The organism is Pseudoalteromonas sp. OANN1, from assembly GCF_024124685.1.
Lineage (GTDB): Bacteria > Pseudomonadota > Gammaproteobacteria > Enterobacterales > Alteromonadaceae > Pseudoalteromonas > Pseudoalteromonas piscicida.
Window position 1 is genome coordinate 168,611 of sequence record NZ_JAMXSE010000007.1, and the last position, 23,024, is coordinate 191,634.

At 44.4% G+C, this 23,024-nt stretch carries 17 protein-coding genes; 3 read left to right on the forward strand and 14 right to left on the reverse strand.

Features of this window, described 5'->3' with window-relative positions; translation table 11 throughout:
- Positions 1-455 precede the first annotated feature (455 nt).
- A complete protein-coding gene (gene mgtE, locus NH462_RS08605) occupies positions 456-1,814 on the forward strand; it encodes a magnesium transporter (RefSeq protein WP_010376656.1) in 1,359 nt (452 codons plus the stop codon).
- 68 nt (positions 1,815-1,882) lie between these two features.
- Here mgtE and pmbA read toward each other — a convergent pair whose 3' ends face one another.
- Positions 1,883-3,232 (reverse strand): metalloprotease PmbA, encoded by a 1,350-nt coding sequence (pmbA, locus tag NH462_RS08610; protein WP_010376655.1) that lies wholly within the window; start codon positions 3,230-3,232, stop codon positions 1,883-1,885.
- 136 nt (positions 3,233-3,368) lie between these two features.
- Here pmbA and yjgA point away from each other — a divergent pair, with 136 nt between their 5' ends.
- The gene (yjgA, locus tag NH462_RS08615; protein ID WP_010376654.1) at positions 3,369-3,887 is read left to right on the forward strand and encodes a ribosome biogenesis factor YjgA; all 519 of its coding nucleotides are present in this window, start codon (positions 3,369-3,371) and stop codon (positions 3,885-3,887) included.
- 343 nt (positions 3,888-4,230) lie between these two features.
- Here the strand turns inward: yjgA and tldD are convergent, their stop codons facing one another.
- From tldD to NH462_RS08660, 9 genes are all read right to left on the reverse strand, one after another.
- Positions 4,231-5,670: a metalloprotease TldD gene (tldD, locus tag NH462_RS08620; RefSeq protein ID WP_010376653.1), complete on the reverse strand. Its 1,440-nt coding sequence runs from the start codon at positions 5,668-5,670 to the stop codon at positions 4,231-4,233.
- On the reverse strand, positions 5,667-6,482 hold the full coding sequence (locus NH462_RS08625) for a carbon-nitrogen hydrolase family protein (RefSeq protein ID WP_253105405.1): 816 nt from the start codon (positions 6,480-6,482) through the stop codon (positions 5,667-5,669). The genes tldD and NH462_RS08625 overlap by 4 nt, the downstream gene beginning before the upstream one ends.
- Positions 6,475-10,404 (reverse strand): YhdP family protein, encoded by a 3,930-nt coding sequence (locus NH462_RS08630; protein WP_253105406.1) that lies wholly within the window; start codon positions 10,402-10,404, stop codon positions 6,475-6,477. Before NH462_RS08630 ends, NH462_RS08625 begins: the two co-directional genes overlap by 8 nt.
- Positions 10,405-10,418: 14 nt before the next feature.
- A complete protein-coding gene (gene rng / locus NH462_RS08635; RefSeq protein ID WP_010376650.1) occupies positions 10,419-11,891 on the reverse strand; it encodes a ribonuclease G in 1,473 nt (490 codons plus the stop codon).
- Positions 11,892-11,894: 3 nt separating this feature from the next.
- On the reverse strand, positions 11,895-12,461 hold the full coding sequence (locus NH462_RS08640; RefSeq protein ID WP_253105407.1) for a Maf family protein: 567 nt from the start codon (positions 12,459-12,461) through the stop codon (positions 11,895-11,897).
- Complete coding sequence (mreD, locus tag NH462_RS08645; RefSeq protein ID WP_026001073.1) at positions 12,461-12,943, reverse strand: rod shape-determining protein MreD; 483 nt, start codon at positions 12,941-12,943, stop codon at positions 12,461-12,463. Before mreD ends, NH462_RS08640 begins: the two co-directional genes overlap by 1 nt.
- The gene (mreC, locus tag NH462_RS08650) at positions 12,933-13,775 is read right to left on the reverse strand and encodes a rod shape-determining protein MreC (RefSeq protein ID WP_010376644.1); all 843 of its coding nucleotides are present in this window, start codon (positions 13,773-13,775) and stop codon (positions 12,933-12,935) included. Before mreC ends, mreD begins: the two co-directional genes overlap by 11 nt.
- Positions 13,775-14,818: a rod shape-determining protein gene (locus NH462_RS08655; protein ID WP_010376642.1), complete on the reverse strand. Its 1,044-nt coding sequence runs from the start codon at positions 14,816-14,818 to the stop codon at positions 13,775-13,777. The genes mreC and NH462_RS08655 overlap by 1 nt, the downstream gene beginning before the upstream one ends.
- A 67-nt stretch (positions 14,819-14,885) precedes the next feature.
- On the reverse strand, positions 14,886-16,898 hold the full coding sequence (locus NH462_RS08660) for a formylglycine-generating enzyme family protein (protein WP_010376640.1): 2,013 nt from the start codon (positions 16,896-16,898) through the stop codon (positions 14,886-14,888).
- A gap of 299 nt (positions 16,899-17,197) precedes the next feature.
- Here NH462_RS08660 and NH462_RS08665 point away from each other — a divergent pair, with 299 nt between their 5' ends.
- Positions 17,198-18,109: a pyridoxal-phosphate dependent enzyme gene (locus NH462_RS08665; protein ID WP_253105408.1), complete on the forward strand. Its 912-nt coding sequence runs from the start codon at positions 17,198-17,200 to the stop codon at positions 18,107-18,109.
- A 21-nt stretch (positions 18,110-18,130) separates the two neighbouring features.
- Here NH462_RS08665 and NH462_RS08670 read toward each other — a convergent pair whose 3' ends face one another.
- From NH462_RS08670 to NH462_RS08685, 4 genes are all read right to left on the reverse strand, one after another.
- Entirely contained in the window at positions 18,131-19,717 is a 1,587-nt protein-coding gene (locus NH462_RS08670; protein WP_010376634.1) for an EAL domain-containing protein, read from the reverse strand.
- Positions 19,718-19,972: 255 nt separating this feature from the next.
- Complete coding sequence (gene ssb / locus NH462_RS08675; protein WP_010376633.1) at positions 19,973-20,626, reverse strand: single-stranded DNA-binding protein; 654 nt, start codon at positions 20,624-20,626, stop codon at positions 19,973-19,975.
- Between the two features lie 17 nt (positions 20,627-20,643).
- Positions 20,644-22,011, reverse strand: a complete 1,368-nt coding sequence (locus tag NH462_RS08680) for an MFS transporter (RefSeq protein ID WP_026001071.1) — start codon at positions 22,009-22,011, stop codon at positions 20,644-20,646.
- 139 nt (positions 22,012-22,150) lie between these two features.
- Positions 22,151-22,897, reverse strand: a complete 747-nt coding sequence (locus tag NH462_RS08685; RefSeq protein ID WP_010376631.1) for a transporter substrate-binding domain-containing protein — start codon at positions 22,895-22,897, stop codon at positions 22,151-22,153.
- Positions 22,898-23,024 lie beyond the last annotated feature (127 nt).

Here is a 23,024-nt window from a genome sequence, read left to right on the forward strand (position 1 = left end):
TTCGCCTTGTTTTCCCTAAAACTTGCTGGCTAAACAAGGAAAAAACTAAGTTGTGCTTTAGCAACAATGAGTTGGAACATTCCTTATCCAAACCTCAGGTTAAATAGCAAAATTTTCGCCGTGTTATCGACAAGATTTTCTCGCCTCAAAATAGATCACTTAATTAAGCGAATTGGTATAATAAGTCTCTCATAATTAAGCGTAAACCTTGGTAGTTCCCAATAAACTGAGTTACACTGTAATACCAATTTAGGTTTCTTTCGTGCAGTAAAGCGAGTTGCCGAGAAAATCCTATTTTATCGTTGCGTACACCTTTAACGTGTATTAACGATAGCAACCCACCAGCAGAAACAACACGAATAAAATTCAAATTAAGAAATTGATTTCTGCGATAAAGTAAATGAATTGGGTTAACTTCATCACGTTAGCCAACATTATTATCAAAAAGGATGCCTATGCCTGAAGTATTTGAACAAGACTACACACTGGAACAACTCCAAAAGGTAACTAAAGCCTTAAACAGTGGTCAGTTTGTTCAAGTTAGGCGTATGCTCGCAGAAACAGCTCCTTGTGATACAGCACTGCTTTTAGAATCATCTCCTCATAAAGTTCGCTCTATGCTGTGGCAGCTCGTTGACCCAGATATCCAAGGGGATGTTTTAGAGGAACTGTCAGAGGACGTAAGACTTGGGATCATCGCCCAGATGGAGCCGGAGCTAATTGCTGCCGCTACAGAAGACATGGACGACGATGACCTTGGTGATGTCCTGAGAAGCCTGCCTGATACCGTCTACCAAGATGTTATTGGTGCGATGGATAGCCAAGATAGAGAACGTGCGACACAAGCATTGTCCTACAAGGAGCACTCGGCCGGTGCGCTAATGAGCACCGACACGGTCACTATTCGACCCGATGTTACCTTAGAAGTTGTATTTAGATATCTACGTCTTAAAGGCGAATTGCCAGACGGTACGGACGAGTTGTATGTAGTTGATAAAGACAACTGCTTTTTAGGTACGCTGCCAGTCAATACCTTATTAACTAAGTCTCCTGACAGTATGGTTCGAGACTTGATGGATGAAGATAAGGAAACGATCCCTATCTCCATGGATGAATCTGAAGTGGCGCAGCTTTTTGAGCGTCATAACTGGATCTCAGCTCCTGTAGTTGACGATAACGCCCATTTGCTTGGTCGTGTCACCATTGATGACGTTGTTGACGTCATCCGTGAAGATGCTGAGCACAGCTTGTTAAGTATGGCAGGTCTTGAAGATGAAGAAGACACCTTTGCGCCAGTTCTAAAAAGTAGCCAGCGCCGCTCTATTTGGCTTGGGATTAACCTGTTAACCGCCTTAATGGCAGCGTTTGTTGCAAGCTTCTTCGAAGGTACTCTGGATATTTTACCTATTCTCGCGGTGTTAAATGGCATAGTACCAAGTATGGGTGGCGTTGCCGGTAGCCAAACGCTAACCTTAGTGATCCGTGGTATTGCCCTTGGTCATATTAACCAGACTAACCAAAAGTTTTTAATGGGTAAAGAGCTGGCGATAGGTGCCTTAAATGGCGTGCTGTGGTCTGTCTTGATCGCAGGGGTTATTGCTATATGGCAGTGGGATTTTACACTCGGTGCTGTAATTGCCTTCGCGATGTTTATGAACTTAGTCGCTGCAGGTATCGCGGGAGCCAGTATTCCAATTATGTTAAAGAAAATGAATATCGATCCAGCGCTAGCTGGTAGTGTGGTACTAACAACGGTTACTGATATTGTCGGGATCTTTGCATTCCTTGGCACCGCCACTTGGTTATTAGTGTAGCAGTAACATAGTCTACATAGCGGGAAATGCTGGTCAAAACCAGCATTTCTTGAGCTGAGGAGGGAGAGTTATTCGCCCGCTATTTGCATAGTATTGAGTAATATTGAGCCGGTTTGTACTGCGCCTCGACATTCAATATCACCGCCAATCCCTTCAATCCCCATAAACATATCTTTTAAATTACCAGCAATCGTAATTTCACTTACAGGATATTGAAGTTCTCCATTTTCAACCCAAAAACCAGCAGCGCCCCTTGAGTAATCACCAGTTACCGTATTAACACCTTGTCCCATTAGTTCAGTGACTAACAAGCCAGTGCCCATCGACGCAAGTAGGCTGGTTAAATCGTCGTGTGTTGGTTTTACTAACCAGTTATGGATCCCACCTGCGTGACCTGTCGCTTGCATATTCATTCTACGTGCGGCATAGCTTGCCAATAAATAAGTATTAAGCACGCCATCTGTGATAATTTCTCGGTCGATGGTTTTTACACCTTCACTATCAAAAGGACTAGAAGCAAGTCCTCTTAGTAAATGTGGCTTCTCTTCAATGTTTACGCAGCGATTAAAAATCTGTGTGTCTAAAGAATCCAATAAGAAGCTAGACTTGCGATATAGCGCGCCACCACCGATACCTGATACTAAGTGTCCAAATAAGCTGTTAGCAATATCCGCTCGAAAGATAACTGGCACTTTACGCGTTGATACCTTACGACTGCCTAATTTTGCCAGCGTTGATTGCGCCGCTTCTAAACCAACTTCTTCGGGGGATTTTAGCTCCGAGTGCACGCGAGATAACGTATATGCAGAGTCCCGTTGCATTTGCTCACCTTCTTTACCAATCACCATAGTACTCAGGCTGTGTCTGGTACGTGGGAACCCTGCAATTAAGCCATGGCTATTGCCATATACACGGATCCCTTGGTGGCTCGATAAGCTCGCGCCATCAGAATTCACGATTCGAGGATCGAATTCTAACGCTGCTTTTTCAGCAGCTATACATTGCTCAATGGCTTCATCGGGAGAAACTTGCCAAGGATGGAAAAGATCTAAATCTGTTGGTGACATCTCTAGCAAGGCTTTATCCGCCACACCATTACAGGGATCATCCGAGGTAAATCGAGCGATATCTATGGCTTTTTCAACCACAGAGCGCAGAGCTTCAGGACTCAGATCCGCTGTTGATGCTGAGCCTTTATGGTTACCCACATAAACGCTGATACCAAGACCACCGTCTTGATTAAACTCAATGGTTTCAACCTCTCCCATTCGTGTACTTACAGACAGACCAGAGGTGCTAGACATCGCCGCTTCTGCCGAAGTTGCACCTAGTTTTTTAGCATGCGCTAACACATCGGCAACTGCATTTTTCACATCATCAATTTGATTATATATTGGGTGTTGTTGAGGTTGAGTCATAGATACCTTATCCGCTCGCTCGTCTAACTAAAACATATTAGTTAATATGCTATCACAGCTACTAACTATTGTAGTGATCAATTGTGGTATACTCTAATGTTAGAGACCTTAATATTTACTAGTATAGACAAGACCAATGGCTAAACACGAGCAAACGACCGAAGAAGAGATTATTTACGTTTCAAAAAGCGAGCTTAAGCGCGAGGCGCTAGAGTTGCATGAACTAGGCTGTGAAATTGCAGGGCTTGCCAAGAAGCAGCGTGAGAAGTTACCTCTAACGGACGAGCTTAAAGAGGCCATGACTGTTGCGGATAGGATACGTGCTAAAACAGATGCTTACCGTCGTCATATGAACTATATTGCGAAGACATTGCGTAGTACTCCAAATGTCGAAGAGATTCAGGCTGCGATGGATTTGATGCTAAATAAGAACAATAAAGCAGACGTATTGCTGAACAAGATTGAGCTTATTCGCGATGAAGTGATTGCCAAAGGAGATAGCAAGATTAATGAGCTATTGGATAAGTATCCTGAACTTGAGCGTCAAAAAATGCGCCAGATGGCGCGCCAAGCAAGTAAAGAAGTAAAAGCTGAGAAGCCAGGCAAAGCCTACAAAGAGCTGTTTCAGTATTTAAAAGAAGCAATTATGCCGTAACGCAGTGTTGTGGCTCTGATACAACATAAAAAGGCGCTGATGCGCCTTTTTGCTTATGATTAGGGCCTGTTTACCTTTCAAGTTTGTTTTTGCAGCAGTTTGATTGGTATTTGTACAAGGCAGAGCCTGCGTAGCATAGTTATTCTATGTGAGTCAGGCGAGAACACAGTAGAAATACTAATCAAGCGCTGCCCTTTGGGTTCACCTGAGTGCGCTTTGTTCATTGTTGCTCAACTTTTGCCTAGATTACTAGGCGGCAAGTCGAGCGTCGCGACCAAAACACACTCAGGAGAACAAAAATCAAACAGCAAAGATCAACAGGCCCTAGTTATCGCAGGTAGTATTACGCTGTACCACCGACAGTAATTTCGTCAATCTTCAAACTCGGTTGGCCGACTCCCACAGGGACGCTTTGACCATCTTTACCACATACTCCAACGCCTCTATCAAGTGCAAGGTCATTGCCTACCATAGAGACCTTTTTCATCACCTCTGGACCATTGCCAATCAGCGTTGCGCCTTTAATTGGTTGGGTTATCTTACCATTTTCTATTAAGTAGGCTTCAGACGCTGAGAATACAAATTTGCCGGAGGTAATATCCACTTGACCACCGCCAAAGTTACTAGCAAAAATCCCTTTATCTACACTACGAATGATCTCTTCTTGACTGTGCTCACCCGCAAGCATGTAGGTATTTGTCATTCTCGGCATCGGTAAATGGGCATAAGACTCACGACGCGCATTACCTGTAGGCGCCACGCCCATTAAGCTTGCGTTTTGCTTGTCTTGCATATAGCCTTTCAAAATACCATTTTCAATCAGTACGTTGTATGCCGCTGGCGTACCTTCATCATCCACATTCAAAGAGCCACGACGGTCGGCTATCGTGCCATCATCCACCACAGTACAAAGACTCGAAGCGACTTGTTCACCTATTTTGCCACTGAATGCAGAGGCACCTTTACGGTTAAAATCACCTTCTAGGCCATGTCCAACTGCTTCGTGTAACAAAACCCCCGGCCAACCTGAACCGAGCACCACAGGCATCGCACCTGCCGGAGCATCAATGGCGTCAAGATTCACGCGTGCTTGGCGTACAGCTTCTTTGGCAAACTGCACCCATCTCGGTGCACCGTCTACTAACTCTTTAAAGTAACCATAATCTAAACGCGCACCCCCACCGGCACTGCCACGCTCTCTGCGACCATTTTTCTCAAGTAGTACCGAGCAATTTAAACGTATTAGCGGGCGAATGTCGGTTGCAAATGTGCCGTCGCTTGCGGCAATTAACACTTCTTCATATACCGCAGACAGCGAACTGACCACTTGCTGCGCCTCAGGCGCTAAATCGCGAATACACTGTTCAATCTCTCTAAGTAAAGCCACTTTATCCGCATCACTCATGCTGGTAATTGGCTGTGCTGGTTGAAATTGAATGGGTGCTTTTACATCGCTAAATACTTGGACTTTACTGCTTTCGCCAGCTTGCGCGATGCTACGCGCAGCTTCTGCAGCTTTGGTTAAGGCTTCAATATTGATGGCATCAGAATAACTAAAGCCTGTCTTCTCACCACTCACTGCACGTACACCAACACCACGTTCGATGTTGTAGCTGCCGTCTTTGACTATGCCGTCTTCCAGCACCCAAGTTTCATGGTAGCTTGATTGAAAGTACAGATCGGCATAATTTACTTTGTGCTGATGAATATACTCGAGAGTTTGTGATAATTGCTCACGTGTCAGCTGGCTATTGGTCAGTAAATTCTGCTCTACATTACTCATAAAAACTCACTTTTAAATCGGTTATGATCCGCAACCGGCATTTTTTGCCGGATCGAATCAAGAAACGCGCTATCTAGCTGCTGTGAAATGGGTTCTAAACTCGCACCAGAGTCAATTAAGACTTCACCCCAAGGCGATACAATTAAACTGTGTCCATAGGTTTCTCGGCCATTTTCATGACAACCTACTTGCGCGGCTGCAACAACATAGCATTGGTTTTCTATCGCCCTCGCCTGTAATAATGGCTGCCAGTGTGCCTTGCCCGTTGCACAGGTAAAAGCACTCGGGACTAAAAATAGCTCAGCTCCCTTCGCTCTCATCATTTGGAACAAACCTGGAAAGCGCAGATCATAACACACGCTTAATCCAATTCTGCCAAATGGACTATCCACTACTACGATATCCTGACCTGGCTCTGTTCGCTCAGATTCTCGGTATTGCTTAGTTTTGTCACTCACATCGGCGTCAAACAGATGGATCTTATTATAGCGCGCTACGATTTCACCATTCGAATTAAATAAGTAACTCGCAGCTAGATATTTATCGTTCTGATTTGGTATCGCGATGGTACCTGCCGCCAACCAAATGTTATGGTGTTGACAAAGCGCTGAGAGCTCTTCGAGCAGTGCTTCATTATGCTGCGCGTATTCCCAAGTCTGTTGCGCATTGTCGCAAAACGCCAGCCAAGTTTCAGGTAAACAGACTAAGGTTGGCTCTTCTACCACTAACTTAGCCAGCTGGTTTTTAAGGTAATCTATATTTGTTTGGGGTGCTTTAGCTGAGCACATTGGCAACGCAATCACCTTAGCCATTACCACTTTCCTTATTTTGCGACACAAGAGGTTGCTCACTTTGCTTAAGTGTAGCACTTGGTTGTGATTCTGAATTCAAAGCTGGTGCTTCTTTACTGGTATTCTCATCAGCTCCATCTGGCATAACTTCCTCACTAGGGGGCACAACCGGTTTAGGTAACTCAATTTCTTTACTCTTACGATCAACCTCGGTAACCACTGGCTCTTGCATCGTTCCGGTGATTTTAAAATTAATCTCAGAGATCACTCGCGCGGAGTGGATAACCTTATCTAATGCCAGTGCTGCTAACCCCGTCACCGGATTCACCGCCCATGCCATGATCACAGGTAAACTCGACGTGACTTGTGGTGCAACGGCCAAATCATAATTGATTTCGTGAGTATTGAGGTTGGCATAGCCACGTATCGTTAGATCAGCTGGCACGCCATCGAGCTTTGAATCTTCAGTGATCGCAATACCATTCGTTAGTTGTACCGAACCACTCATACTGTTATAGAAAAAGCCTTTAGAAAACACATCTCTAAAGTCCAAGCGTAGCTTTCTGATCAAAGAGTCCAAACTCAGTAGCGAAAAGACACGTGCACCTTTATCACTTATTTCTGCCAAATGACCCTCACCTAAGCGCCAAGTCAACTCGCCTCCTAGGCTAGGTAAATCCATTTCGTATGGAGCGCCTTGCCAATTGAGGGAAAAATCAATGTTGGCTCGGGAGTCTTTAATAGTTGAAGTAATATCAAACTCATCCGTTAGTTCACCAAAATCATCGCTGTTTAACGCGCCGCTTAGCGTCGTTTTACCTTGCTCAAAGCGACCACTGGCATTGAGTTTATGATCTTTTTTGTCAATCACTAACTCTGAGATATTGAGTCTATTACCATCTCCAAACAACGACATATTGACCTGATCTAACTGATATTCACCGACTTTACAGTCACTACACACAAATTCGGTTGCAGGTAAGCTTAGCAACCAATCTAACGAGTGAATGTCTCTTTCCACTGTCTCTTGCGCTTGCGGCTCTGACTTAGGTAAGTTTAGACGTAGATAATCACTATTAATGTGAATAGGACGGCTTGAGTTTGATGCTGGAATAGCCACTTGTGAGCGCATTTCTTTACTATTGATTTTAAGCTGCATCGCGCCGTCAATCGCGGCCATAGTAAAGTCAACATCATGGAAAGGGATCTCTGAGAACGTTACTTTTGAGAAAGAGCCATTTACCTGATTCAGTGCTGGTAGAAATGCAGGGTCGGCATCTGACCTTGGCGCTTTGATAATGCGGTTGATCAGTGGTAACCAAGGCAGCAGCTCGACTTCTTGTTGTTTGATTGTGATATCAAAACCGGATGCATTTAAGCCTTCATCTTTACTGCCAATTATCAGGTGTGCATTACGCATCGCACCGGATCCATTTTCAATGATGCCATTAAAATACAATTGATTATCTAGGCTTGCCGTAACAAGATTCGAAATATCATCCCCTAATACAGTGCCGCTTAGCAGTTTAGCTTGATCAGCAGGTTTAGCGAATTGATCGGGTAAGTGACTTGCAATCCCCCGTAAATCACTCGCAAATTTGGCTTTATAGTTAAATCCAGCATCGGCAAAATTAAGGATAAGCTCAGTGCTCAGCACGCTATTGCCTTCAAAGTAGCCGTCAATAATTCCATTTGCGTGCGGTTGCAATTGCTCAATCCCTGCTTCAAGACTGACCTTGCTCGTGACTTGATAATTTTGCTTATCTCCGCTTCCTGATAAGTCTAACGAAAGGGGCATGTCCAGCCACTTAGCAGACAAATTATTCACTTTGATAGTGTCATCATCGAAGCTAACCACACCTTTCACTTGCTGTAATTGCATCCCAGGCTTTGCCAAAAAAACAGGATTGTTGTCTAGGTAGATGTCACCTTTAGCATGTACGGCACCTGAGTGCAGGTCGACGGCCAATTGCACATCCCCTTTTGCATCACCTTTACCTTGAACAATATCTAAGATATTCGCGAGCGGATCTGCGAGCGGTGTTGCCGCAAAGAAAGGCTGTAACGTGCTCGCTTCTGTGGAGTGACTAATATCAACAGTCAGCACATCAGCGTGATTTAGATCCGCAATACTCACAACGACACCCTCATCAATACTTTGATTAACAAGTTCTCCACGGTGTGCGTAGATATCCATTCTTTCGTTTTCGAAGTGTAGTGTGACATCACCTGAAGTAACGCTAGGCCAATCCGGCGCAAAACCAAAGGTAACCTCATTCAAACGTGATTTAACTTCAAACTGACCTTGCTTATCAGCGAATGGAAATTGTGAAAGCGCCCCACTCAGTAAGACTTGAGTCTGCAAGTGCTGACCACCTTGGATCCCTGCTTCTAAATAATCGACTAAGCTTTTACGCATAATACTGACAGGAAAGTACTGTGAAGCGATTTCACCACGCCCACCGAGTAGCTCCGCATATAAATCAAGCCGAGGGTCATCTGATAACTGCAAGGAAAACTCTGTGGCTAACGCTACGTCTTGATTACTAAGCCAAAAGTTGGGACTGGAAACTTGCCAGCCTTGCGTTTGTTGATTGCGAATATAGACATCACCACTGAGCTGCTGGAGCTTAATATTATCTTTGAAGGTCTCTTTTGATAGCAATTCAGTTTGTTCAGCACTTAAATTGAGCCTAATTTGCTCATCAGTTGCACTCACCTCTAATCTGGTACCATAAATGCCTGGGATCCCATGAAATGGCTCAAAAGCTAACTCTTCAATGACCCCCCATGCCGAAAAAGCATTATTAGTACCTAGACTGAATTTCGCTGCGCTCAGTTGACCATTGGGATTCATACCATACAGCAAATCTCGCCCTGGGAATTTAGCAAGTTGTGCTAACTCAGCTAAAAAGTTGGCGTTAATATCCTTTAGCCAAAAGGTCTTGTTATCTTTATGCCATTTTGCTTCAAATAAAATAGGAGCAAGCGCTTCTTGATTGCGACTAAACTGGATACCACTACTTTGCACCCACCAACCTTGTTGATCTGGCTTTAACAGAAATTGCGCATCGTCTAATGCTAACGTGCGCTGACTTTCATCTTCTTGCCAAGTCAACGTACTGGGTTTGATATCTACTGTGATATCTTGCAATGTACCTTGTTCAAAGCCTAACCATAGCTGAGCATTGATGTCTGCTTTTAGGTCTGGATGCGCTAAGGTGATAAGCTCTTCTAGCCAATCGACCGGATTAACCTTATCCGCAGATACATAGATATTCCCCGCCAATTCACGTAGCTTTCGCCCTGACAAAGAAAGACGAGCGTTAAACTGGCCTTGAGAAAACCCAGGTAATGCGATTTCTCCCGCACCTTCATGTAATGCGCTAGAGTTTTGCCACACTAAATCTTTCAATAATAAACTGTGAGTCTTACCACTAGAAAAGGTGATATTTAGACGACTGTTTTGCACCGCAAAATGCCCAACATCACCTAAGAAAAGGCTTTCAATTAATGCTTGCTGCTCAAAAGCACCTTGATCTTGAGCCGCGTTTAACTTACTCAGATCTATATCGGCTTCAAACCCTTCCAGTACAAAATAGTTAGATGCGATCTGCATTTGTCGTACAGACTCAAATACATTGAGCTGCAATGAGGTTTTGGCGATATTAATGGAAATTGGCGAGTCTTTATTATCTTTAAAAGAGAGCGATTCCAACACTAGGGCAGGCCCATTGCCCTCCCAACTCGCACTGATCTGGCCAATACTAATATCAACATTCAGTTGCTTTTGGATCAGCGCTTCGATGTTACTTCTATAATCATTAGCATAGGGCAAGGCATACTTTAGCGCAGACACCAGCACCGCGAGTGTCACTAAAGTGATCGCAAAGATTTGCCACGCTTTACGCAGGCAGAAAAAACAGACGGCCTTAGCCTGCATGTACCGCTACCCTATTACATCATTACTACGTCAAACTGCTCTTGGCTATATAAGCTCTCAGTTTGAATGCTAACCTGCTTACCAATAAATAATTCAAGCTCAGCTAAATTATGATACTCATCGTTGATCAAGGCTTCGCTCACCGCTGGCGAGGCGTAAACCATAAACTTGTCAGCGTCATATGCACGATTCACACGCACGATTTCTCGTAGGATCTCATAGCAAACGGTTTCGACCGTTTTTAGTGAACCACGACCTGAACAGGATGGACACACATCACAAAGAATATGTTCTAGGCTCTCGCGCGTGCGCTTGCGGGTCATTTCTACAAGCCCAAGTGCAGAGAGTCCATTGATATTGGCTTTCGCTCGGTCTTTAGACAACGCAGTTTCTAAAGAGTGCAATACTCGGCGTTTATGCTCGTCAGATACCATGTCAATAAAGTCGATAATAATGATACCACCAAGGTTTCGTAACCTTAGTTGCCTCGCAATTGCTGACGTCGCTTCAACATTGGTATTAAAAATCGTCTCTTCGAGATTACGATGGCCAACAAATGCGCCTGTATTAACATCAACCGTTGTCATTGCTTCCGTTTGGTCAATGATAAGGTAGCCACCAGACTTTAACTCAACCTTGCGATGTAGTGCTTTTTGGATCTCAGTTTCAACATCAAACAAGTCAAAAATGGGGCGTTCACCTGGGTAATACTCAAGTGCACTTGCGAGTTGGGGAACAAACTCTTCAGTGAAAAGCTTTAGCTCTTGGTAAGTTAACTTTGAGTCAACACGGATACGCTCCATGTCCTCACCAACATAATCACGCAAGGTGCGAAATGCTAAGGTAAGATCCTCGTGCAAAATTTTTGCTTTGCTCGTTTTACGGCGGCGAGTCACAATTTTTTGCCAAAGCTTTTTCAAAAACTCCGCATCATGCTGTAATTCGGCTTCGGAAGCACCTTCGGCAGCGGTACGAACGATAAAACCACCGTTTTCGTCATTATATTGTGCAACGATCTCTTTTAACCGGTCGCGCTCTTGTTCGGTTTCAATACGCTGACTCACACCCACATGCGTCGCATCTGGCATAAACACCAAATAACGTGAGGGAATAGTGATGTCCGTTGTCAGTCTAGCGCCTTTTGTGCCAAGCGGATCTTTGACCACCTGTACCATAATGAACTGGCCTTGTTTAACCAGCTCACGAATATCCTGCACTTTCTTAACTGGGGACTCGGCCACCCCCTCTTCGATGGAAGCGCTGTTCACGATATCTGACGCATGTAGAAACGCCGCTTTTTCCAAGCCGATATCCACAAAAGCAGCCTGCATACCAGGAAGAACTCGGCTTACTTTGCCAAGATAAATATTACCAACGATGCCGAGGTTACCGATCCGTTCAACTTGAACTTCTTGCAGCACCCCATTTTCGATTAAGGCTACGCGACTTTCACTTGGGGTGACATTGATTAGTAGTTCGCTACTCATATTTTATTTTAAAAACCGTTGAATTAATTCGTCTGTCTCATATAAAGGTAAGCCGACAACTGCAAAATAGCTACCTTGGATCTCAGTTACAAAGCGTCCACCTACCCCTTGGATCCCGTAACCACCCGCTTTATCTTGCGGCTCGTTGGTGTCCCAGTAGGCATCAATTTCAGTTTCACTGAGCGTTTTAAAAGTCACATTGGTCACAATCACATTGCTCAGTACTTTGCTTGTATCTGCAAGTGCAATCGCCGTCATCACCTGATGCGTATGACCAGAAAGGCGCTGCATCATCGCTTTGAAATCCGCTTTATCACGAGGCTTACCAAGCGCATCTCCGTCAATGACAACCACAGTGTCACTGCCAAGAACCGGCTTGTCGGTATACCCTAGCGCCACACCTGATTGCGCTTTTAAACACGCCAAACGCTCCACAAGCTGTAATGCGGTTTCATCGTCTAGCGGACTTTCATCTGCATCAACACTAAATTGCTCGAACGAATAGCCAAGCTGAGAAAGTAGCGCTTTGCGACGCGGAGAAGCCGAAGCTAAATATAAAGAAATAGACATTATCTGATCCTAAACTGTCTACGATATTTTCTCAGCAGTGGGAATATCCACAGCCAGCACACCATGCCCGTAACTGCAGGCCAGAGATAATGCGGGTTAAAGTAGATATCAAGCAAGAAATGATTAAGCCAAAATTGTAACAAATGATAGAGCGCGAGAAATAGCCCGATCAGCACTGCTTGCTGCCAGATGGAGAAATTACGAATTTTCTGAAAGTTGCTGGCGGTAATATAAATACAAATGGAATAGGTCAATGAGTTCACCCCGAGTGGCGCGCCCATCGCTAAATCTATTATCAGGCCAGTCATCCAAGCCCAACCAATATTCACACGGTGAGGAACGGCCAAAGACCAGTACATCAGCACCAATAATACCCAGTCAGGACGAAATGGTTCAAGTGAAAAAGGCAATGGCATAAGTGCCATGATTAACGCAACAAAGACACTTAATGCAATCAATAAGTTGCTATGTTTACTCATGATTAATTGCCTCTTGGCTACGTTTACCTAACACCACGAGTAAGCGAATGCGATCTAGTTGTGCAATCGGCTCTGCCTGTACTTGTGCAAATGGTAGGCCTTCATCTCTGTCTATCTCAGTAACTACAGCCACCGGATAGCCTTCAGGGAAAGTACCACCAAGCCCGGAAGTGACCAACACATCGCCAATGCGAATATCCATGCTATGCGGTACATGAGCAAGACGAACATTATTGATTTTACCCGTCCCCTCTACCACAGTGCGAACGTCATTACGCAATATTCTGACCGGTGTCGCATGGGTGGTATCTGTCATAAGCAGCACTCTTGAGGTCGTTGTACCGACTTGAGTTAGCTGCCCAACAATACCCATTTCGTCAATAACAGCCTGCCCTTCGCTGATCCCATCAATAGTACCGCGATTAATCACCACCTGATGACTATAAGGGTTCGAATGAACAGACAACACTTGAGATATTAAACGTTGATTGGTTTCCCTAGCTGACGCACCTAATAAGGCGCGCAATTCTTGATTTTCTTTTTGCAAAAACTGAAGCTGCTGTAATTGCTCACTCTGTATTAATTGTTTTTCTCTGAGTGCTTGGTTTTCTTGTTGCAGCTTTTCTCTGGTATTGAGACTTTTCAGGCCCAAGTTGAACGCTTCATAGGGAATGTTAGCGACGTACAGTAGCGGACTGACCAAAGTGTTTAAACTAGTTCGCACCATAGTCCCACCAACCGTGTAGCGGTCACCAATGATCAGAATAATACTAAGCACAACTGCGACAGTAAGTCGCAGTTGTAAAGGAACGGTTCGGCCAAATAATAAATTCATCAGTCGTAACTAAATACGTCACCACCGTGCATGTCTATCATCTCTAACGCTTTACCACCACCTCTTGCCACACAAGTTAATGGATCATCGGCAACCACCACTGGAATACCGGTTTCTTCCATCAACAAACGGTCTAAGTCTTTGAGTAATGCGCCACCACCTGTTAATACCATGCCGTGGGCAGAAATATCAGAGGCTAGCTCTGGTGGCGACTGCTCTAGCGCAACCATTACTGCACTTACAATCCCCATCAAAGGTTCTTGTAACGCTTCTAAGATTTCATGTGAGTTGAGTGTGAAAGAGCGCGGTACCCCTTCAGCTAAGTTACGGCCGCGAACCTCAATCTCAATCGGTGTTTCACTCTTAAACGCTGAGCCAATTTCATGTTTGATATGCTCAGCCGTCGCTTCACCAATTAGACTTCCGAAGTTACGACGTACATAGTTAATAATCGCTTCATCAAACTTATCACCACCGATACGTACTGAAGACGAATAAACAACACCATTTAGTGAGATAATCGCGACTTCCGTCGTACCACCACCGATATCAACAACCATCGAACCCGTCGCTTCAGATACTGGTAGACCAGCACCAATTGCAGCAGCCATTGGCTCTTCAATTAAGTACACTTCACGCGCACCGGCACCCATTGCGGATTCACGGATAGCACGCTTTTCAACTTGCGTTGCACCACAAGGTACGCAAATAAGTACACGAGGGCTTGGACGCATAAAGTTATTATTGTGCACCTGTTTAATAAAGTGCTGTAACATTTTTTCTGTTACATAGAAGTCTGCAATCACCCCATCTTTCATCGGACGAATAGCTTTGATGTTACCCGGCGTTCGACCTAGCATTTGCTTAGCCGCAGTACCGACTGATGCAACGCTTTTTGGGCCACCAGCTCGCTCCTGACGAATTGCCACCACCGATGGCTCATTCAGTACGATGCCTTCTTCTTTTACATAAATAAGTGTGTTTGCCGTCCCTAAATCGATAGAGAGATCGTTAGAAAATAATCCGCGTAATTTTTTAAACATGAGGCTGGGTGACCTTTCAGAATTCTGTCAAACAAAGCAGCATCACCTGCTGCTCTTAATTTACTACTTATCGCTCTCGAACAAGTCGAAAACCTATATAATTCGCTCTAAAATCTGGCGCTAACGCTAAGCGAGTTGACACTCGAGCCAAACTCGGCGCGAAGTTCCATGCACCGCCACGCACTGTAACATCGCTCTGAGAAGCACGCTTTTGCGTCCACTCCCAGACGTTTCCTACAGTATCATATAAGCCATAGCTATTCGGTGAAAATTGGGCAACTGGTGAAGGACTTTTATTAGACCACTCACTGCCACACCAACCACAATTAGCTAGGTTTCTTCCGATTTCATTACCCCATGGGTACTCAGATGCAGTGCCTGCACGCGCCGCATATTCCCATTCAACTTCATTGGGTAATCTAAATTGTTGTCCTTTTTCGCCAGATAACCAGTTGGCATACGCTTTGGCATCATCATAAGCAACACAAACAACGGGAAAATTATCTGATTGCTCGTAACCGGGGTTTTCCCAATTATATTCAAGCTCCCAAACCGGTTCGCCATTTTTATAGTATGCACAGCCTTTACCTTGTTCTGCTAAGGTTTTATATCCAGTGCTTTGTGCAAAACGGCGAAAAGCCGCCACTGTAACCTCTGTGCTCTGCATGGCATATGAATGACTCAACACTTTTTCAACAATGGGACGCTCATTTGGTAAGCCATTACCCGTCAGGTCGCCCATTTTAAAAGTGCCTGCAGGGATAATAGCTAGCTCATTTTCGGTGGTTGCTACGGCGACCACTTGTGCTTGTTGCGCTTCAGGCTCAGGCTTTTTCGTTACAACAGACGTTACCGATTGGCGTTTCTTCACCAATTTCGCATTAATGGTTTGTGCCGCTCGTAGGTTAATGCGCGCTTTATAAGGTTCATAACCTAATTTACGGATCTCAACATCATAAAATCCGGCAGGAATTGCTACTGTCGTTTTTGTCGCGCCGTAGCTGACTCCATTAATAAATACTTCGTCGTCGTAAACATTTGATCTTAAAGTTAACTCGACTGTTTTATCAGCCGTTTGTGACTTTTTTACAAGAGGGGTCTCCACGACTGGCTGCTTTGTAATAGTCGCAACTTCAACCGGATCACTTTGCTCGTCCGAAAAAGTCAGTTGATTATCACTGTAGACGGTCGAGTAGTTCGACTGGTAATTTACGGCAAGTGGAGTGCCATACTCAGCACAATAACGATTGTCTAAGCTCAACAGGTTACATAAGCGGCTGCTATTTACATCACCACGCATCGTTACGCTGAGATTAACGTTGTAGTTGCCTTGTCCACTAAATCCACTATTTACAACATGGCTGCTTACCACTTGAACCTGCGCGCCAGCCATATTGCGTTTTGGCTCGACAACACGGCTCTCGGTTAGGTTTGCAAAAATCTGATCAATAAAGCGCTTAGTTGCTTTTTGAAGCCCCATTTGCTGACCACGCTGTTCACAAGCCGCCAAGGTTTCTGTGCGCTTACAGTTAATCGTGTGGTCTACCTCTAGCGTACCTTCACGAGTAAACTCATTACGTAGTCGCTCTACTCGCGCGGTGCCAAGCTGATCTTTTAAGTTTTCAAGCGTATTTACTAAGGTGTGCTTAGTTACACGGACCTGCTCAATATCTTTACGCTGTGATGCAATCGCCGCAATCTGCATCGCAATGTCTTCTTTATTCTGCTTGTGATCTGCCACTGCTTGCTGATAACGCGTTTGCGCAGAAGAAATATCAATGGAAGGATCATCAATTAGCCGACGATACAACTCATTCATTGCATCTAAGGCCTGATTTTTTTCTTTGTCTAACTCACCTGAACGTTTTCTCAATAACTCAAGTTGAGACTGCAGACGCGTTTCCTCAGCGAGGTGTTTTTCTAAAACGACCGAGTATCTGTCTAATTCGCTTTGCTTATTAGACAATTCAGACTCGATGGCAGTGACCGTCGCAGTATCTTGCGCCATAGCGCTTTGAGCAACAGTACCCATGGCCAGGATCGAGGCCGAGACAATAAAAGTTAAAGGAGCAATTCGCATATGTTCCATTCCCAACAGCGGCAATTGTTTGGTCTTGTTATTTCTTATAGTTAGGGCTCTATGCTATGTACTTACAAAGTAAAACACAAGCTTTGCACAATTAATATCTGAGTTTACAACTATTAACCAGCGTCTTGCCAGTTTTTAGCTGAGATTTTGTCTATTTTTCTCTAACATCTCGATGTGTTACTCATTCGAGTCCAAAATAGCAGATAGGTAATCAAGGATGTATGATAACCTCTGGAGTGAAACGCTTAGGTTATTTATTATAGTGTGCAAAATATCAGACTGATTTCATCATGCAAACCATCACCAATATCACCGAGTCGCCAATCCAAACAATTCACCACCCGACATTAGATAAATACGGTTTAACGTTGCAGGTTAAGCGTGATGATTTGCTCCATCCTGTGATCCAAGGAAACAAATGGCGTAAGCTAAAATACAATATACTCCACCTCAAGCAAGCTGGCCTTGAAGAGTTAGTCACTTTTGGCGGGGCATTTTCCAATCACTTATATGCTACCAGCATGGCATGCAAACTTTTCGCAATCAAAGGTCACTTAATTGTTAGAGGCCCAGAGATTGACCGGCACAACCCAACGCTAAAAATGGCAAACGCTTGCGGGCTAACACTTCATCCAGTGAGTCGAATCGAATATCGACAAAGAAATCAACCTGAATACATTCAAACTCTGCAAGCCAAGTTTAATAATGCTTATCTCATACCAGAAGGCGGCACTAATGCACTTGCACTCCAAGGCGTTGAAGAGTTAGCGCATTCCTTGCCGCAAAGTGATTATGTCATGACGGCTGTGGGCAGTGGTGGCACAGTGGCAGGACTAATCTCGGGATTACCTAACCACACGCAGGTTTTAGGTGTTACGGTACTAAAAGGTGCTGAATATCTAGCACAGGAAATACATGAATTAATCACAGTTCAGCGCCGCGCGCCATGGCAGCTACTCCATGATTTTCACCACGGAGGTTACGCCAAGACTACACCTGAATTGCTGAGTTTTTGTCATCAAATGAAGGTGAAATATCGTTTACCTCTTGAGCCTATTTACACGGGTAAACTGTTTTACGCTATTTTCACTTTGGCTAAGCAAGGATACTTCAAAAAAGGCAGTGTGATCACCGCAATCCATACCGGCGGTTTACAAGGATTAGATGGTTTGAGATATCTGGCAAATAAAAAGTCGACCTAACCAGCTCATGCGGTTAGCGTTTTAGTGAATATCAGCGAGCTGTTGTAATGGTGCGGAGAAATAATGCCCTTGGGCCCCTTTCACTCCAAGCCCTTTGATGCAACTCAGTTCAGCAACGGTTTCAACCCCCACGGCATACACGGGAATACCCAAGCTTCTCGCTTGAGCGACTATTTGCTTTACTGTGCGTTTACGATATGCAGACTTTTCAATGCCATGTACTAGCTCATAGCTAAGCTTGACAGCTTTTACCAACTCGGCAAGCGGTGAGCGCCCTAGCGTCAGAGCCTGCGTAACATTATCCAAATAAATATCGCATCCAAGTCGGTTCAACCTATCAAAAACTGCTAGCAAACGCTCTCCATGTTGATAGACCTCTTCTATGCTAAGTTCAAACCCAATTGCCGCACCACTATGAGACGCAATGAGCTGCCCCTCTAGCCACTCAATAAACTGACTATCCACCCAACTCGAAATATGTAAGTTAATACTTACCTTACCAAAACTCCTTTCCTGCTCATAAACAGACAACACCTGCTTAACTATCGCTCTATCCAGAAACTGAAATTGCTCTGGAGTATAAAGGTGTTGCATCACCTGCTTGGCCGAAATGCGCCCCATTTCTTTGTGAGTCACTCTCAGTAGCGCTTCGCTTACAATGACGTCTTCGGCTAAAAAGTCGAATAACGGCTGGAAGAATAAGGAAAACTGTCCGGCTTTCAGATAACTCAGCAAAGCTTCACCGTCTTCGTTAAGGCGTTTTGCCAATAACTCTGTAAGATGAACTAGATGAGTATGTTGCCACACTTGATTTTGCGCAATTGAGAGCGCTGATTTTGCGCTTTGATAAACCTGTGTCTGTTGTTTATTTTCCTGATAAAAACACGCGCCAAGCTTCACTTTGCTGCGAGATAAATCCCCCCGAAACTCTAGCAGTACTCGATAAACGATTTCGTGCATTTGCTTTGCCAAATCCATACCTTTAGTCGCCCCTATCTGCTTTACTGTCACGGCCAATGCCCCTGAAGTTAGATATTTAACTGCCACCGTCCCAAACTCTCCAACGCCTTTAACTAGCGCAAGCTGAAAATGTAACTGCAGATCAACTTCTTTAGGTGTACTGCACTGCCAATGGATTAACGCAAATAATGCATACTGCCCTTCAGAAGCAGGGGCTGGCAAAGCCACAGGCTTTTGCGCATTTGAGGTAGACTCAGTCATACCGTATAAAAACCACCACCGATGTACGAATAATACGAGCCCAATCGACAACAAATTGAAAAATATCAATATATATCCATGACTTATCCATATGGATTCATGGTACAAGGTAACCGCTTGGTCATTGACAACAAATTGATGTTCTTCTGCATTCGCCACAGGTAACAACGAAAAACCATACTTCGTAGCTATTTCACTTACTCCCGCAGCTAAAGCTTCCGGTGATAACTGAGAAATTTCAGCCGCCGCTTCTTCGCCTTGCGTGTGGACCTGAAGGTGCAGTAAATGATTAAGAAGGAAATTTAGACACAACAACACCGCCAAACTTACCGCGACTAGCTTTTTTTGATACTGACGACTAAATCCATCTAACAGCTGAACTGGCATAATGTTTTGATTGGGTGGAAAGATAACTGAAGTGTTGTTCAAAATAGTGCAAAACTCAAGCGAGATGCGGCTTTTAATTGTGCAGAAAGGATAAGCAACTGAGCCAAAACTAGAAATGCGTTAAGTTTATTAATCGTACAAGATGGTAAGCTTTATCTAAGCTTACTTGTCACCATTTTCTTAGAGATATTTATACCGGTAAAAAACAAAAACCCCAGCATGATGCTAGGGTTTTCGTAGATGCTATACCACCATTTAGAACGGAATATCATCATCAAAGTCAATTGGTGGCTCCATAGGGTTTGAGCTACCGCCTGATTGACCATTGTTTTGGTTCTGTTGTGGTGCAAAGCCGCCTTGAGACTGGCCACCAAATCCAGAAGACTGCTGAGAATTCTGTTGCGATTGCTGTGGTGCGAATCCACCTTGCTGTTGGTTTGACTGGCTTTGCTGTGGCTGCGAATATTGCTGCTGAGGCGCTTGATTATAGCTTTGTTGGCCATAATTATTTTGCTGCTGTTGACCACCTTGGTACTGGCCACCACCTTGACCCTGCTGCTCGCCACGACCACCTAGCATTTGCATTTGGCCACCCATGTCCACAACGATTTCTGTTGTGTACTTTTCTTGACCGCTTTGATCTGTCCACTTACGAGTTTGTAGACGACCTTCAATGTACACCTGCGAGCCTTTTCTTAAATACTCACCCGCAACTTCCGCAAGTTTGCCAAACAACACCACACGGTGCCATTCTGTACGCTCTTGCAATTGACCGGTGTTTTTATCTTTCCAGCTATCCGTAGTTGCAATGCTGATGTTAGCCACGCCGTTACCGTTTGGCATATAGCGAACTTCAGGATCTTGGCCCAGATTACCTACCAAAATTACTTTATTAACACCACGTGCCATGGCATTGTCTCCTCACACTATGACAAGCCCAACACTTGCTTGGCTTGCTTCAAATCAAAAATTTTATCATCTACTTTTAGGTAGCTACGATTCTCATCTCTTACTACCGTGGCCTCAAGTACCCCAGGTAATGAAACCAATTGATCTGCCAATTCCGTCGCTTGTTGCTCATTTTCTACAGCAGAAACTAAGCTGATCGCTTTGCTCTTAGGTGGTACTTGCATACCCCATGCGATAACAAACCATATTACCCCAATAATGGCCGTTGCGGCAAATATCGTATCGACCGCAAAATTTTGTGCCAAAATACCACCCAAAGCACCGCCTATAAATGCACCAAGAAACTGGCCAGATGAAAACACTCCCATCGCCGATCCCTTTTGGTTTGCTGGAGCTATGCGAGAAACCAACGCAGGCATAGTTGCTTCGAGAAAATTAAAGGCAATAAAATAGACCAGCATTGCACCTGCGATCACCCAGAGCGAATCTACAAAGCAATACAAAGTAATTGAGCTTACCACTAGCATTGCAATAGACAGCAAGAATGTCTGCTTTTCTTTTTGTTTGCGGATCGCCACTATCATCATCGGTGCCATCAAAATAAAGGCGAGTAAAAATACCGGAATATAGAGTTGCCAGTGCCTGTCAGCAGCAAGACCATCACGGATCAACTGACCTGGCAAGGCTACAAAAATTGTAGTCAGCGTCAAATGCAATAGCAACACCCCAAGATCAAGCCTCAGTAACTGTGGGTTTTGCACCAAGCGACGAATATCTGCAAAACTTGCAATTGTGTCACCTTTTGGGGCTTTATTTACCGCATTTGGCACCATAAAGGTAATGATAGCGATACCTACAATTGCCAATACCGCCGTCAGCCAGAAGATCCCTGCGATACCAAAAGACGCCGCAATCATTGGTCCTAATAACATGGCTACAGCAAAGCTCATACCAATGCACATGCCAATGACCGCCATTACCTTGGGACGCTGCTCGTCACGGCTCAAATCCGCAGCAAGCGCAAGTAAAGCACTTGCAATCGCGCCCATGCCCTGTAGGGCTCTACCAAATGTCACCCAATAGATTGAATCCGCTAATGCTGCGATAACAGATCCTAATGCAAATACCAACAACCCACCAATGATGATTGGCTTACGGCCAAACTTATCAGACAACCAACCCATAGGTATCTGCAGTACAGCTTGAGTCAAACCATAAGCACCAATAGCCAAACCAATCCACAGTGGCGAGACATCCTGTAAAGACTGGCCGTAAACAGCTAACACTGGCATCAGCATGAACAAACCAAGCATGCGGAAAGCGAAAACGCCAGCAAGAGAAATCGCGGCGCGCTTTTCAGTTGGATTTAAAGAGTCATTAGACATAAGGCGGTATTCATCACTATCGAAAATCACGCGCAAGTTTAACAAACTCTTTTCTTAACTTACACTAGCGCGAACGGATCTTTGCAATGCGATTGTTACCATCATAAATTTGAGCGATTTACTTCGAAAGAAAAAAGCGCTAGTTGACGCCGTACTTGGCCGTGATCTGATCTAATTTTCCGCTACGTTTAACCCGTTCAAATGCTTGACTTAAACGCTGCAAACGCTCGCTCGAGGTGCGTGCCTTGCTAAAGGCAAAATATACTGGGTTTTCGTTAATAACCAACGGGCTAATTGCAAACTTTTCAAAATCAGGGTTATTTTTACTTTGATACAGGATATTGAATTTTTCTTCTAAAAACCCTGCGATCCTGCCTTTTTTGAGCAAATTCAATTTTACCTGATTGTCGGGTACATAAATAAATTGCGTTTCACTGTCGGTACGACGCGCAAGGCGAGCTGTAAACGCCTCACCGTAATAAGCATTACGCTGAATAGCGATGGGCTTTGACAGATGGAATAACGACTCAAGTGAGTCAAGCTGGTGAGGCTCGCCTGAGTTCATTGCAAAAACAATGGTTTCCATGCGTTGAGGACCAATAAAATACGCAAACTGTTCACGTACTGGTGTTTTTGTGACGCTCAAAATAAGATCGATATCACCTTCCTCTAAAAGCTTCAGCGCCCGACCCCAAGGAATACTTACGAAACGATAACTACACCCCGCTTCATCTAACAAGGCTTTAGCAAAATCAACATCCATACCGTGCCAAACAAGGTCGTCATTTAACTTAGACTGCGCAGCATAATTCTCAAACCGTACCACCAGCTCACAAGCGAAGACATTTTGGCAAAGCAACGCCAAAAGCAATAAAAGTCGATACAAAATCAATATCCCAAGTTGATCGGTTTAATAAGTTTAGTTCGTTTAGCAGAGATAACTTAATTTTGTATTCGGGATGCGGTAATCTGTTCACTTCACATCATGCTTTGACTGATCCAGATTTCAATTT

Coding starts and splice junctions, on each gene's coding strand:
- mgtE (WP_010376656.1), top strand. CDS start 456: ATGCCTGAAGTATTTGAACAAGACTACACACTGGAACAACTCCAAAAG.
- pmbA (WP_010376655.1), bottom strand. CDS start 3,232: ATGACTCAACCTCAACAACACCCAATATATAATCAAATTGATGATGTG.
- yjgA (WP_010376654.1), top strand. CDS start 3,369: ATGGCTAAACACGAGCAAACGACCGAAGAAGAGATTATTTACGTTTCA.
- tldD (WP_010376653.1), bottom strand. CDS start 5,670: ATGAGTAATGTAGAGCAGAATTTACTGACCAATAGCCAGCTGACACGT.
- NH462_RS08625 (WP_253105405.1), bottom strand. CDS start 6,482: ATGGCTAAGGTGATTGCGTTGCCAATGTGCTCAGCTAAAGCACCCCAA.
- NH462_RS08630 (WP_253105406.1), bottom strand. CDS start 10,404: ATGCAGGCTAAGGCCGTCTGTTTTTTCTGCCTGCGTAAAGCGTGGCAA.
- rng (WP_010376650.1), bottom strand. CDS start 11,891: ATGAGTAGCGAACTACTAATCAATGTCACCCCAAGTGAAAGTCGCGTA.
- NH462_RS08640 (WP_253105407.1), bottom strand. CDS start 12,461: ATGTCTATTTCTTTATATTTAGCTTCGGCTTCTCCGCGTCGCAAAGCG.
- mreC (WP_010376644.1), bottom strand. CDS start 13,775: ATGAATTTATTATTTGGCCGAACCGTTCCTTTACAACTGCGACTTACT.
- NH462_RS08655 (WP_010376642.1), bottom strand. CDS start 14,818: ATGTTTAAAAAATTACGCGGATTATTTTCTAACGATCTCTCTATCGAT.
- NH462_RS08660 (WP_010376640.1), bottom strand. CDS start 16,898: ATGCGAATTGCTCCTTTAACTTTTATTGTCTCGGCCTCGATCCTGGCC.
- NH462_RS08665 (WP_253105408.1), top strand. CDS start 17,198: ATGCAAACCATCACCAATATCACCGAGTCGCCAATCCAAACAATTCAC.
- NH462_RS08670 (WP_010376634.1), bottom strand. CDS start 19,717: ATGCCAGTTCAGCTGTTAGATGGATTTAGTCGTCAGTATCAAAAAAAG.
- ssb (WP_010376633.1), bottom strand. CDS start 20,626: ATGGCACGTGGTGTTAATAAAGTAATTTTGGTAGGTAATCTGGGCCAA.
- NH462_RS08680 (WP_026001071.1), bottom strand. CDS start 22,011: ATGTCTAATGACTCTTTAAATCCAACTGAAAAGCGCGCCGCGATTTCT.